The sequence below is a fragment of the Paenibacillus sp. 1781tsa1 genome (assembly GCF_024159265.1).
Classification (GTDB): domain Bacteria; phylum Bacillota; class Bacilli; order Paenibacillales; family Paenibacillaceae; genus Paenibacillus.
Genome location: NZ_JAMYWY010000001.1, coordinates 5486675 through 5499489, shown reverse-complemented (window position 1 = coordinate 5499489; position 12815 = coordinate 5486675). Strand labels below are relative to the sequence as shown.

The following is a 12815-nucleotide window of genomic DNA, read 5'->3' as shown; positions in this document are numbered from 1 at the left end:
GGAAGATTACCGATGAAAAAAAACTTCGGCATGTTATTGCTGTTTCTGCTGCTCGGCTGGATGGCCGGAGCGTGGATCGCCAAGGCACTGCAGCCTGTTAAGGCAGTAGCCTTTCTTACGAAAGCCACGACCATACGTTGGTCACCGCAGGCTGATCTTGATATTATCAGTTATGATATTTCACTTCAATTTCAAATGAGCCTTCTGAGTCTGATCGGTATGATTGCCGCTGTGTGGCTGTATCGCAGACTGTAGGAGAATGACGAGTTATGACGAAAAAAATTAATCCAGTGACATCTATTATCGTGATCCGGACAGGATGTTGCCGTGGCATAAGGAGCCGTTCATTTTGGATAACACAAAGCAGCGCCCTATTATTCTGGCCTCCACATCGCCTCGGCGCAAAGAACTGATCGCATCACTCCACCTAGCGTTTGATGTAATACCAAGTCATGCCAATGAAGATACACCACCAGAGTGGACACCTGAACAGACGGTACAGGAGCTTGCTTTGCGTAAGGCGCTTGCCGTGTATCGCGGGCTTGAAGGCCGCGAGCAGGATTCCATTATTGTTGGCAGTGACACTGTTGTTGTTCTGGATGGTGAGATTCTAGGCAAACCTGTAGACGAAGCGGATGCTGAACGTATGTTATCCCGGCTGCAGGGCCGTGTACATCGGGTGTTTACGGGCGTCGCTTGTATTGATGCGGGCAATGGACAGTCGTTAGTTCATTACCGCCAGACCGATGTCACAATGAAAGAACTGTCGGATGCAACCATCCGTGCTTATGTGAAGACAGGTGAGCCTTCAGACAAGGCGGGATCTTATGCCATTCAGGGCATTGGCGCTTCACTGATCGACCGTATTGAAGGATGTTATTTTAATGTGGTTGGCTTGCCGCTATCCTTGCTAAGTGACATGTTGGACGGGTTCGGCGTACATGTGTTGCCACGAACTTGAACGAAGCCAAATGTTGTGAAATGAAAAGAGGGAACATATGGAGTCGCCTCAATACATGATGCGCGACATCCCCCAGGAAGAACGCCCGAGAGAACGCATGATGGAATACGGGGCGGGCGCTTTAAGCCATGCTGAATTGCTGGCAATTTTACTTCGAACAGGCACAAGACAGGAATCCGCGGTGCATATGGCACAGCGGATTCTGGCCGAAGCGGGTGGCATTCGCTCGTTGATGGATTTGAGTCTGGAAGAACTGACCACGATGAAAGGGATTGGCAATGCCAAGGCTGTGCAATTGAAAGCTGGCATTGAGCTGGGTCATCGAATTGCCAAGAGCAGACTCACACAGTCAACTTCAATTCGTACACCGCGTGATGCAGCTGATATCCTGATCGAACAATTGCGTTACTTGCAAAAAGAACATTTTGTGTGTCTCTTTTTGAATAGCAAAAATCATATTATTGCCCAGGAAACACTCTCCATGGGCAGCCTTAACGCTTCGATTGTACATCCGCGTGAAGTGTTCCGGGCTGCCATCAAATGCAGCAGCGCATCTATTGTGTGCGCACACAACCATCCGAGCGGTGATCCTACGCCCAGTCCGGAGGATATCCAAATAACCAAGAGACTGATTGAAGCAGGTGCTATTGTTGGCATTGACGTGCTTGATCATATTATTATCGGAGATGGAACGTACGTAAGTTTGAAGGAGAAGGGCTTAGTATAATATAATGGTTGGCGTTGATGTTTTCCTATGAATGTTAACGGCGTTGTCCGTAAAAGATAGGTTCACTTTACAAATGAAAAAAACAAATGCGAATATTAGCTCCACGTGTTACGTGGGAATGAAATTATCACGCTCTGAATCAGAATAGAGCGGCTATATGAGGCAGAAAAGGAGATTATGTTATGTTTGGTGGTTTTACGAAAGATTTGGGTATTGACTTGGGGACAGCAAATACGTTGGTTTATGTACGAGGAAAAGGAATTGTGGTGCGCGAACCTTCGGTTGTCGCTATACGCACAGATACAAAAAGCATTGAGGCAGTAGGTGAAGCCGCCAAAAAAATGATTGGACGTACACCAGGTAACATTCGTGCCATTCGTCCAATGAAAGATGGCGTTATCGCTGACTTTGATACAACGGCAACAATGATCAAATATTTCATCCGTGAGGCACAGAAACAACGCTCCATGTTCCAACGTCATCCAAACGTGATGGTATGTGTACCATCCGGGATCACGGCAGTAGAACAACGTGCGGTTGAAGATGCAACGAAACAGGCTGGAGCACGTGAAGCCTATACAATTGAAGAGCCTTTTGCAGCTGCAATTGGTGCAGATTTGCCTGTATGGGAACCAACAGGTAGTATGGTTGTCGATATTGGTGGCGGTACAACGGAAGTGGCTGTTATCTCTCTTGGTGGGATTGTTACGAGCCGTTCGGTTCGCGTAGCAGGTGACGAGATGGATGAATCCGTTATCCAGTACATCAAACGTCAATACAATCTGATGATCGGTGAGCGTACATCGGAGCAGTTGAAGATGGACATCGGATCGGCAATGCCATTGGAGCAAGTAGAAACGATGGAAATTCGTGGACGTGACCTCGTTACAGGTCTGCCGAAGACCATTACGATTACTTCTGACGAGATCAGCGAAGCATTGGCTGATACGGTGAATGCAATTGTTGAAGCGGTAAAAGTAACGCTCGAAAAATGCCCACCTGAACTCGCGGCCGATATCATGGATCGTGGAATCGTTCTTACAGGTGGTGGGGCGCTTCTGCGCAATCTGGACAAGCTTCTGGCTGGTGAAACAGGAATGCCTGTCATTGTGGCCGAGAACCCGCTGGATTGTGTGGCGATCGGAACAGGTAAAGCGCTAGAGAATATTCATTTGTTCAAAAGCAGAAGCAGTTCGGCAGTTCGTTCCAAACGTTAATCGGTATTTGCCTAACTTGACATAGTGACTGAGTGGCAAGATATCTTTATAGAGGACCCGGTTAACCCCGGGGATGAGCTATTACCCGCTTAACAGGGGAGGATCGGCTGATATTCTCGCAGGGACTACAAGTCTGACAGTCTCCCCGCCGGGCATGGCTCGGAAGAGAATATGGATGTTAGAGGGTGTTCGAACTGTTTAAACTGCTAGGCAACAAAAGACTTTTTGTTTTGCTGGTGGGCCTTGTTACATTTATCGCGTTAATGGGCTTTACGCTCAGTCCGCGAACCACTCTATCCTGGCCGGAGAAATTCCTGAAGGATTCAGTTGGATTTGTACAATACGTATTTTACAAGCCCGCTTCTTATGTAGCGGGCTTTTTCAAAGATGTAGCGAACATGCGTACGGTATATGATGAGAATGAAGAGCTTCGCATCGCGATGGGTCACTATACCCGGGATCGGCTGAAGTACAATGATATGGAGCAAGTGAATGAGCAGCTTCAGAAAGCGCTCAATTTCACCGAAGAACAGAAGAATCGGTATAATTACGGTTCACGAATTGCTCAGGTTATCAGTGCCAATTCAGATCCGAATAGCAGAACCATTAACATTGATATCGGTGAAAATGCGGGAATTAAGCCGGGTATGGCCGTAACCTCGCAGGAAGGGCTAGTCGGCGTGATTAGTCATGTCAGCTCCTATACATCAACAGTTAATCTGTTAACGTCCATGGACGCCAATGATCCAACATCCAATGCCATTGCAGCAACGGCAGTAGGTAAGGAGAAAGTATTTGGTATGATTGAGAGTTATGATCCGAAGACGGGCATGCTCAAGATGACCAAAATCTCAGAAGATTCTAATATCCAAAAGGATGATGAGATCATCTCCTCCGGAATTATTAACAATTTTCCGAAGTACATGAGGATTGGGAAAGTGAAGAGTGTCGAGAAAAGTGAGTATGGTTTAACAAAAACAGCTACAATTGAGCCATATGCAAGTTTCCTTGATTGGAAAGAGCTGATTGTCATTATCCCGCCTGAGGTAAAAGAATAATGGTGACGCGCAAGCAAGTCTTGTTCCTGTTGTTATTCGTTTTGTTCATTGCGGAAGGCACGATTTTGCCGCTGCTCATTCCTTCTGGCTGGCAGATGCGTATTTCTGCCAATCTGGTCTATATCGTCATTTTGTTTATCGCTGTATATCATCATCGACACACGGCACTAGTGCTCGGTATATTTTTTGGACTATTGCATGACGTTGTATTCTACGGCGAGATGATTGGACCTTATGGATTTTCGATGGGATTATCGGCATACATGATGGGACTCATTTTTCAAGCACCGCGTGCACCACTGCCGGTTATGGTATCGGTTGTCATTTTGGGAAGTCTGCTGAATGACACCATGCTATTCTTCCTGTACAAGCTCTTCCAACTTAACCACGTGACCTTTGACTGGGCGTTGATTGAATACATGATTCCTAATTTGTTCATTCATTTTGTGTTTGCCTTGATCATATATGTCCCGCTTCGGAAACAACTGGAGCGGATCGGCAAGAGACGGAGCAAGACAGAAGAAGCTTCCTAAATACATTTATGGAGCGCAAAGCAGGAACTTGGGGCCCCGGGCACGAAATGTAATGAGATGGGAGGGACAGGCTTATGACGGTAAAATCGAATCACGTAACGATTAAAGGCATCCGAGACGGCCTGGTTTTCCTGTTGGACGATCAATGTGAATTCGAGGAATTGCTCTATGAGCTCCGCTATAAGCTGGAACACAGCCATCAAAATATTTTGACCGGACCGATTGTTCATGTGGATATCAAGTTGGGTGCCCGCGAAGTGACAGAGGACCAGAAAGAAGCAATCCTCGATATATTAAAACAAAAAGGGAATCTGCTTATTCGATCCATCGACTCACCTGCACTCCAACCGGAGGTTAAAGGACCGCCGCCGATTGTAACCATGTGTGGTATGGTGCGTTCAGGTCAGGTGCTTCATCATGAAGGAAATCTCCTGTTTCTTGGGGATATCAATCCGGGGGGCACAGTGACGTGTACCGGAGATATATATGTGTTGGGTTCACTCAGAGGTATGGCTCATGCCGGAATTGGCGGGGACGAGGAAGCAATCATTGCTGCTTCGGTATTTGCACCGACACAGCTACGGATTGCGGATATCATCAGTCGTCCTCCCGATGAATGGGAGAGCCGAGAGACCGGAATGGAATTTGCTTACTTACAGGACAATCAGATGCAGATAGACAAAATGAGCAATATCGTTCGGTTACGCCGAGATTTTAATGTGTTTAAAGGAGTGTAGCTCATGGGAGAGGCGATCGTGATCACTTCGGGTAAAGGCGGCGTGGGTAAAACAACCACCTCGGCAAACATCGGGACAGCGCTGGCGCTGCTCGGCAAAAAGGTTTGTCTGGTAGATACCGATATCGGCCTTCGTAATTTGGATGTCGTGATGGGACTCGAAAACCGTATTATTTACGATCTGTGCGACGTTGCAGACGGCCGCTGCCGTCTGAATCAGGCTTTGGTCAAAGACAAGCGTTTCGAAGAATTATACATGTTGCCTGCGGCGCAGACGAGAGACAAAAACTCGGTGTCACCAGAACAGGTGAAGGATATTATTCTTGAATTGAAAAAAGATTTTGAGTACGTCATTATTGATTGCCCAGCCGGTATAGAGCAGGGTTTCAAAAATGCGGTAGCAGGAGCAGATCAGGCCATCGTGGTCACTACACCGGAAAATGCTGCAGTACGTGATGCGGATCGCGTCATCGGCCTGCTGGAGAGTTCACACATTCAATCACCGAAGCTGGTGGTGAATCGAATTCGCAATAATATGGTCAAATCGGGTGACATGTTAGATATCGATGGTATTTTACAAGTACTTAATATTGACCTGATTGGCATCGTGCCTGATGATGAACTGGTCATCAAAGCTGCCAATTCAGGAGAACCTACGGTCATGAATCCGGATTCACTTGCGGCGATTGCCTATCGGAATATCGCACGACGCATTCTGGGAGATACGGTCCCATTAATGCAGTTGGAGCAGAAAAAAGGTGCTTTTTCTCGCTTCAAAAAGTTCTTCGGAATGGGTTAACTCGTTAAACGAACTTATTCATAACCTAAATACATGACAGCCGTGGCGCATAGCCCGGCTTTTTTTGTTATCTGCTGACAGGCTTGTTCATATTATCATCCACCTCTTCATAGGATGTAGTAAACAAGCCTCGGCGGGAGGATATTCCATGAACACGAAACTCAGAATCAAGCAGAGACGAGAAGAACGCATTCGGCGACTGATGGATGGTGCCACTGTGGAGGTCTTACAGGAGCAAAAAGTAGGTTCACTGTTGGACAAGGACAAGAATGAGATCATGCACCGGAAACCGTTTACGTCTAGTGAAGGGATACAAGAAAGAGACCCAGAATGGTTGTGGAAAAAAGAGAATGGTCATTTCGTTCCAGGGGGGCATTCGAGATTCAATCTATTCAAGTCACTTTTAAAACGAACGGTCATTAGTGCTTTGATATTTGGCGGAGTATGGGGTCTGTTTCAATTAGATACATCGTGGACGACATCTCCCAAAACAGTCATTGCCGATGCACTCCATCGAGATATGGATTTTGCCTCTGCAGCAGCATGGTATGAACAACATTTTGGAGGAACGCCTTCGTTTCTGCCTGTTCTTGGACATACGACGGATGCTGTCAATGGTTCAGGGATTCGACAGCTACTCGGTAAACCAATCTCAGGAACAGTGGTTCAGCCATTTGCGCTGAGCATGAAGGGAATTGAGATCGTTCCGGATGCCGCAGGTGCAGAACTTGTACAGGTCGCAAGTTCGGATGCTGGACGTGTCATGGAGGTTATCGGAGATGCAGCAAGTGGATTCACAGTTGTGATCCAACATACAGGCAATGTCACGGCAATATACGGTCGGCTGAACGAAAGTGAAGTGAACGTGAATGATTGGGTGGAAGCGGGGAATCCAGTGGGCAGTCTCAAGGCTACGGGTGGTGAACAACCGGCTACGCTCTATTTTGCGGTCAAAGAGGGTGAGGAGTACGTAGACCCAGCGGAAGTTGTTGCCCTTGATTAGGGTATGGGGAGTCCGCATTACGTTTCATCCGTTTTTTGTAATTATCATGATGGCCTCCCTCCTGACTGGACATTTCATTGAACTTATTACGCTGTTTGCCATCGTATTCATTCATGAATGTGGACATGCTGCGGCGGCGGCCCTTCTGGGCTATCGTGTCTTGTCGATCCAGATGCTTCCTTTTGGAGGAGTAGCGGTGATTGAAGATGGAGGTACAATCACGGCCTACCGGGAAATCATGATTGCTCTGGCAGGTCCATTACAAAACATGCTGATGGTTGGTGTGGTTATGCTGTTGCAGTATGGCCATCTGGGCGATCCGGTTTTTCTCAATTATATCATTCAGGGGAACCTGCTCATCGCTCTCTTTAATCTGTTGCCTGTACTTCCTCTGGACGGAGGTAAAATTGTTCAGGCGCTTGTTAGTCTGTGGGCACCTTACTATACAACATTAATGTGGACTTACAGAATTAGCATTCTGTGTAGCGTAGGGGTTGTTTTCTATGCGATCAGCCGATGGTTTACTGGAGACTACGGCCTACCGCTCAACATTCTGTTAATCGGCCTTTTTTTGTTCTATTCCAACTTAACGGATTACCGAAATGTGCCTTATCGCTTTATTCGTTTTCTTATGAATCGAGAGGGTGTGTTCACTCGTCATGCGGCTACTGGCAGTTTGGCGCAGCCAATAATCTCATTTCCGGCGAAACCTTTGGACACTATTTTGCGTCTATTAAAGAGAGAAAGATACCATATGGTATACGTGATGAACAGACAGGGACGAATTATGGCTGTATTGCCTGAACAGCGCATTATCGGTTCCTATTTTCAACAAAATGACGATAAATTGTAGCGTTCTGGTGGACCTGTTCTGAAATGGGTTAATACATGTACAATGAGAATTATAAAGAGAGCTGAAATGGATGTGGATGAATTGAATTGTCTTCTAGAGGTGAAGCCATGAAACAAATGATCGTACATAATGAACAAAACCTCATGCAAATGGCGCTTCTGGAAGAAGGCAAAGCTGTGGAATTTACGGCAGAGCGTACACGCGAGCGTGGACTGTTGGGTTCCTTTTTCAAGGGACGGGTAGTTAATGTGTTACCGGGTATGCAAGCTGCTTTTGTAGATATCGGTCAGAAAAAGAATGCGTTTCTGTATGTGGATGATGTGTTACATCCCCATCTGGAGAAGCAACCTAAGGTGAAGCCTTCCATCTCGGAGTTGCTTCGTCCAGGTCAGGAAGTCATTGTTCAGGTTCTGAAAGAACCGGTAGGAGGCAAGGGAGCCCGGGTGACGACTCATTATTCACTTCCGGGCCGCTGGCTTGTCTACATGCCTGTTGCCGACTATGTAGCGGTATCCAAGAAGATTGCCCGTGAAGGGGATCGTTCTCGTCTTAAGGCACTTGGGGAGCAACTGAGGCGGGATGAAGAAGGACTTATTATTCGAACCGTATCTGGAGAAGAACAGCATGAAGCCATCAAGTCGGACTTGGAAACATTACGCGCGCAGTGGTACCTGATTCGTGAAAAAGCGGACAGCTTGCCTTCGCCAAGTCTCTTGCATCGGGATCATAGCATGGTACAGCGAATCATCAGAGATGTGTATACGCCAGGGAGTGACGAGGTCATCACGGATAGTGAAGGACAAGCCCGTGAGGTAAAGGCATTGCTGGAAGAGATTAGTCCTGGTCATCAACCCAAAGTACAGGTGTATCGTGGAACAGAATCCATCTTTGCTGCCTATGGTGTGCAGGAACAGTTGAACAAGGATTTTGCCCGTAAAGTCTGGCTGCCCGGAGGCGGATATATTGTCATTGACCATACTGAAGCTCTGACTGTAGTCGATGTGAACACAGGCAAGTATACAGGAGCTGGCGGTGACAGTTTGGAAGAGACCGTCACGGAGACCAACATGCAGGCAGCAGTGGAGATTGCCCGTCTGATGCGCCTGCGGGATATCGGTGGCATGATTATTGTCGACTTCATTGATATGGAGGAAGCCTCGAATCGGCATGAAGTCGCGTCAACCTTGGAGGGTGAACTCAAAAAGGATCGGACCAAAGCATTTGTAATGGGGTGGACCAAACTGGGTCTGCTCGAACTTACCCGTAAGAAAGTGCGGGAAGAAAGTACCTTGCCCTATGTGGAGCCGTGTTCTGCCTGTCATGGAACGGGAAAAAGATATATTTCACCTTTGCATTGATTTTTGATATATTGCGTGATATAATCTTCAAGTATGTGTTTAGCCTATTGGTCTTGCACATGCTGTAACCGCACTGGCCGGGTATAAGAACAGTTCCGCAAGGAGACTGTCACCTGAGAACGGGCGAGTCTGAGACATGAGGAGGTGCAAGGCAAATGTACGCAATTATTGAAACAGGCGGCAAACAGTACAAAGTCCAAGAGGGCGATGTTCTGTTCATCGAGAAATTGACTGCGAACGATGGCGAAAGCGTAACGTTCGACCGTGTCCTGGCTGTATCTAACGATCAAGGTTTGACAGCAGGTACACCATTGATTTCTGGAGCTACTGTAACGGCTAAAGTGGAGAAACATGGCAAAGGACAAAAGGTTATCGTATACAAATACAAACCTAAAAAGAACTACCATGTGAAGCAAGGTCACCGTCAACCGTACACTAAAGTAACTATCGAAACAATCAAAGCGTAAAGAAGGTGCGATAAGTGATTATCGTTCAAATCTTTCGTGATGAGGACGGGAACATCGAACGCTTTTCCATCGAAGGGCATGCTAATTTTGCCAAGCGGGGAGAAGACATCGTATGTGCCGGGGTATCCGCTGTTACAGTGGGTACGGTGAACTCGATTGAAGCATTGACCGGTGTCGAAATGGATGCCAAGATGAAGAATGGCTTTTTAAGCGGTTCTTTACCTTTGTTAGAGAGAGGGGAAACCTGGTCCCAGGTGCAATTGTTACTCGAATCCATGGTGGTTATGCTCTCTAATATTGCAGAGTCATACGGGAAGTATATTAAAATACAGCAATTCAAATAAGCAAAGAAGGAGGACAACCAATCATGTTGAAATTAAATCTTCAGTTATTCGCATCGAAAAAAGGTGTAGGTTCCACGAAGAACGGACGTGACAGTAATGCTCAACGTCTGGGTGTTAAACGTGCTGATGGTCAAACTGTAACTGGTGGTAGCATTCTCGTTCGCCAACGCGGAACGAAAATTCACCCAGGAACTAACGTTGGCATCGGTAAAGATGACACTTTGTTCGCGAAAATCGACGGCGTTGTAAAATTCGAACGTTGGGGACGCGATCGCAAAAAAGTAAGCATCTATCCTGTTAATGTTGCTCCTGTAGCAGCAGCAGTAGAAGCGTAATATCGGCATTCCGCCTAAGGAGCCTTCGGCATTTTTGCCGAAGGTTTTTTGTATTCAACGGTTATTCGGTAATGAACTGGCAGAAAAGACATGTTATACTTGGATACGGTGGGTGTAGACCAACCGAGTTTTGTAGAACGGGGAGAAGCCATGAAATCTTGGAAAAGAGTGCCGTGGATTGCGGCATGTTCACTTCTGATTCCTTTGGTTTTCGTTATGTTGTATCCGGCGATGATTTCAAGCGTCGTATGCGCATTGTGGTCCGTCGCAGTATTGTTCATTTCTGTGAATGCGATGAAGAAACAGGCGGAGGCGGAACGCAGAACCATCATACAATCCATGGAAAAGACAGCAATTGCTTCATTAAATCATCATCGACACGACTGGATGAACGACCTTCAGGTGTTATATGGATATCTTCGGCTGGGCAAACTTGATAAATCCTTGCAATGTGTGGAAAGAATAAAAGAGCGGGTTACAGAAGAAAGCCGAATCTCCAGATTAGGTATTCCTTCCCTCGTATTTTATCTACAGTCTTTTCGCGCCAGTGGAATTGCGCTGGACTTGCATGTGGAAATAGAAGATGAGTTGCAGCTTAGTGCTCTGGTCTCTCCCGAGGATGGCGAGTCACTTACCGGGGCGATTGCGGATGCAATCAGGGCCTATCAATATGGCGGCGGCCGGTCTTCTTGGGGAGAGGTTCGCAAACTGACCTTGAACTTCGGACAGGATCATGGAGATGTGGTTGTCCGACTGGATGGGGATCAAACACCCGATCCGGAAACACTGCGGCAGCTTACTGCCGTACTCAAAGGAAAAAAAGTCAGAACGGAGCAGTTTCCGTCTGAGGATACGTTTATACAATTCAGAATGCCGTGTGGAATATAGGAAGAAGGGGTTAACCAATGTTTGTAGATAAAGCGAAGATTTATGTAAAAGCCGGAGACGGAGGCGACGGAATTATTTCGTTCCGTCGTGAGAAGTATGTACCAAACGGCGGACCTGCCGGGGGCGATGGAGGCAGAGGAGCTGACATCATTTTCCGCGTGGATGAAGGTTTGCGGACGTTGATGGATTTCCGTTACCAGCGTCACTTCAAGGCCCCACGTGGTGAGAAGGGACGTAATAAAAGTCAGCATGGTGCAAACGCTGAGAACATGATTGTGCGCATTCCACCAGGAACTGTCATTCTGGATGAAGACAGCGGAGAAGTGCTGGCGGATATGACACGTCACGGTCAACAGGTTGTTATTGCTCGTGGTGGTCGGGGTGGTCGGGGTAACATCCGATTTGCCACACCGAACAATCCTGCGCCTGAACTTGCCGAGAATGGTGAAGAAGGCCAGGAGCGTTACATCGTATTAGAGTTAAAAGTGATGGCAGATGTTGGTCTGGTTGGTTTCCCGAGTGTCGGAAAATCCACATTGCTTTCTGTCGTTTCGTCAGCCAAGCCAAAGATCGGTGCATACCATTTCACAACCATTACACCGAACCTGGGTGTAGTTGGTGTAGGAGAAGGCCGAAGCTTCGTTATGGCCGATTTGCCTGGTCTGATTGAAGGCGCACATGAAGGAATCGGACTGGGACATGAGTTTTTACGTCATGTCGAGCGTACCCGTATTATTATTCATGTGGTGGACATGTCGGGTTCAGAAGGACGCGATCCATTTGAAGACTGGCAGAAAATTAATGATGAACTGAAACTGTACAATCCGCTTTTGGCTGAGAGACCGCAGGTTGTAGCAGCTAATAAAATGGATATGCCGGACTCCGAAGCTAACCTGGAGCAATTTTTGCAGCAAGTTCGTGAGGTGCAACCGGATATTGAAGTAATGCCTATTTCATCTCTGACTCGTAAAGGGATTCAAGAGCTCTTGTATCGTGCTGCTGATCTGCTGGATCAGATTCCGGACGAGCCAGTGGTTGAAGAGGTAGCAGATGTATCCGAACGTAAAGTGTACAGCTTGGACAAAAAAGAGGACGATGGTTTCCGCATTGTGCGTGAGAATGAAATGTTCGTTGTCGAAAGTGCCAAGATTGATCGCATGATGAAACGGATGCAATTGAACTCGCATGAAGCTATATTGAAACTCGCACGTACAATGCGTTATATGGGTGTGGACGCAGAGTTGCGTAAGCGTGGAGCTGTAGAAGGCACCATCGTGCGTATTGGAGACTTTGAATTCGAATTTGTGGAAGGCAGCAGTTACTACTAAGTAGCTGTCTTCCGTGGAGAGACAGATTGATATACAGACGCAGAGAAGTGGGAAGTTGACCCGCAGCTCTGCGTTTTTTTTGTTTTTTCCTGACATGGGAGAGGCATAACCTTGTATACTGTGAGGAACGTATTTCAAAAAATAGGCATGTCATGTATTGCCCTTTTGTCATAGATCCTATATAATGTCCACTATATGAATACATGAG

Annotated in this window: 16 protein-coding genes and 1 other annotated feature; all 16 genes read left to right on the top strand. The window is 46.9% G+C overall.

Annotated elements, in window-relative coordinates:
- Positions 1 to 12 precede the first annotated feature (12 nt).
- Positions 13 to 255 (top strand): DUF4321 domain-containing protein, encoded by a 243-nt coding sequence (locus NKT06_RS24770; protein ID WP_047841183.1) that lies wholly within the window; start codon positions 13 to 15, stop codon positions 253 to 255.
- Between the two features lie 94 nt (positions 256 to 349).
- Positions 350 to 961, top strand: a complete 612-nt coding sequence (locus tag NKT06_RS24765; protein ID WP_253440293.1) for a Maf family protein — start codon at positions 350 to 352, stop codon at positions 959 to 961.
- Positions 962 to 998: 37 nt separating this feature from the next.
- On the top strand, positions 999 to 1688 hold the full coding sequence (gene radC, locus NKT06_RS24760) for a RadC family protein (protein ID WP_124117728.1): 690 nt from the start codon (positions 999 to 1001) through the stop codon (positions 1686 to 1688).
- A gap of 182 nt (positions 1689 to 1870) precedes the next feature.
- Positions 1871 to 2905, top strand: coding sequence for a rod shape-determining protein (locus NKT06_RS24755; protein WP_024633969.1), 1035 nt, complete (start codon positions 1871 to 1873; stop codon positions 2903 to 2905).
- 185 nt (positions 2906 to 3090) lie between these two features.
- Positions 3091 to 3963: a rod shape-determining protein MreC gene (mreC, locus tag NKT06_RS24750; protein ID WP_124117730.1), complete on the top strand. Its 873-nt coding sequence runs from the start codon at positions 3091 to 3093 to the stop codon at positions 3961 to 3963.
- Entirely contained in the window at positions 3963 to 4496 is a 534-nt protein-coding gene (mreD, locus tag NKT06_RS24745) for a rod shape-determining protein MreD (RefSeq protein ID WP_036605906.1), read from the top strand. The genes mreC and mreD overlap by 1 nt, the downstream gene beginning before the upstream one ends.
- Positions 4497 to 4570: 74 nt before the next feature.
- Entirely contained in the window at positions 4571 to 5233 is a 663-nt protein-coding gene (gene minC / locus NKT06_RS24740; protein ID WP_017692615.1) for a septum site-determining protein MinC, read from the top strand.
- A 3-nt stretch (positions 5234 to 5236) separates the two neighbouring features.
- Entirely contained in the window at positions 5237 to 6031 is a 795-nt protein-coding gene (minD, locus tag NKT06_RS24735) for a septum site-determining protein MinD (RefSeq protein WP_024633965.1), read from the top strand.
- Positions 6032 to 6179: 148 nt separating this feature from the next.
- Positions 6180 to 7034, top strand: a complete 855-nt coding sequence (locus NKT06_RS24730; RefSeq protein WP_253440290.1) for a M23 family metallopeptidase — start codon at positions 6180 to 6182, stop codon at positions 7032 to 7034.
- Positions 7027 to 7887: a M50 family metallopeptidase gene (locus tag NKT06_RS24725; protein WP_253440289.1), complete on the top strand. Its 861-nt coding sequence runs from the start codon at positions 7027 to 7029 to the stop codon at positions 7885 to 7887. Before NKT06_RS24730 ends, NKT06_RS24725 begins: the two co-directional genes overlap by 8 nt.
- Before the next feature lie 107 nt (positions 7888 to 7994).
- Positions 7995 to 9245: an Rne/Rng family ribonuclease gene (locus NKT06_RS24720; protein ID WP_253440287.1), complete on the top strand. Its 1251-nt coding sequence runs from the start codon at positions 7995 to 7997 to the stop codon at positions 9243 to 9245.
- 56 nt (positions 9246 to 9301) lie between these two features.
- Positions 9302 to 9386, top strand: a sequence feature (ribosomal protein L21 leader region).
- 14 nt (positions 9387 to 9400) lie between these two features.
- The gene (gene rplU, locus NKT06_RS24715; protein WP_017692620.1) at positions 9401 to 9712 is read left to right on the top strand and encodes a 50S ribosomal protein L21; all 312 of its coding nucleotides are present in this window, start codon (positions 9401 to 9403) and stop codon (positions 9710 to 9712) included.
- Between the two features lie 14 nt (positions 9713 to 9726).
- A complete protein-coding gene (locus NKT06_RS24710) occupies positions 9727 to 10056 on the top strand; it encodes a ribosomal-processing cysteine protease Prp (RefSeq protein ID WP_253440285.1) in 330 nt (109 codons plus the stop codon).
- Between the two features lie 23 nt (positions 10057 to 10079).
- Positions 10080 to 10391, top strand: coding sequence for a 50S ribosomal protein L27 (gene rpmA / locus NKT06_RS24705; RefSeq protein ID WP_017692622.1), 312 nt, complete (start codon positions 10080 to 10082; stop codon positions 10389 to 10391).
- Between the two features lie 90 nt (positions 10392 to 10481).
- Entirely contained in the window at positions 10482 to 11279 is a 798-nt protein-coding gene (locus tag NKT06_RS24700; RefSeq protein ID WP_253440282.1) for a Spo0B domain-containing protein, read from the top strand.
- Between the two features lie 17 nt (positions 11280 to 11296).
- Positions 11297 to 12607: a GTPase ObgE gene (gene obgE, locus NKT06_RS24695; protein ID WP_253440280.1), complete on the top strand. Its 1311-nt coding sequence runs from the start codon at positions 11297 to 11299 to the stop codon at positions 12605 to 12607.
- Positions 12608 to 12815 lie beyond the last annotated feature (208 nt).

Bases quoted from the DNA above. Each gene is read 5' to 3' on its own strand.
- minC (WP_017692615.1), top strand. From the start codon at position 4,571: ATGACGGTAAAATCGAATCACGTAACGATTAAAGGCATCCGAGACGGC.
- radC (WP_124117728.1), top strand. From the start codon at position 999: ATGGAGTCGCCTCAATACATGATGCGCGACATCCCCCAGGAAGAACGC.
- NKT06_RS24720 (WP_253440287.1), top strand. From the start codon at position 7,995: ATGAAACAAATGATCGTACATAATGAACAAAACCTCATGCAAATGGCG.
- NKT06_RS24770 (WP_047841183.1), top strand. From the start codon at position 13: ATGAAAAAAAACTTCGGCATGTTATTGCTGTTTCTGCTGCTCGGCTGG.
- NKT06_RS24700 (WP_253440282.1), top strand. From the start codon at position 10,482: ATGTTATACTTGGATACGGTGGGTGTAGACCAACCGAGTTTTGTAGAA.
- NKT06_RS24730 (WP_253440290.1), top strand. From the start codon at position 6,180: ATGAACACGAAACTCAGAATCAAGCAGAGACGAGAAGAACGCATTCGG.
- rplU (WP_017692620.1), top strand. From the start codon at position 9,401: ATGTACGCAATTATTGAAACAGGCGGCAAACAGTACAAAGTCCAAGAG.
- obgE (WP_253440280.1), top strand. From the start codon at position 11,297: ATGTTTGTAGATAAAGCGAAGATTTATGTAAAAGCCGGAGACGGAGGC.
- rpmA (WP_017692622.1), top strand. From the start codon at position 10,080: ATGTTGAAATTAAATCTTCAGTTATTCGCATCGAAAAAAGGTGTAGGT.
- mreD (WP_036605906.1), top strand. From the start codon at position 3,963: ATGGTGACGCGCAAGCAAGTCTTGTTCCTGTTGTTATTCGTTTTGTTC.
- minD (WP_024633965.1), top strand. From the start codon at position 5,237: ATGGGAGAGGCGATCGTGATCACTTCGGGTAAAGGCGGCGTGGGTAAA.
- NKT06_RS24755 (WP_024633969.1), top strand. From the start codon at position 1,871: ATGTTTGGTGGTTTTACGAAAGATTTGGGTATTGACTTGGGGACAGCA.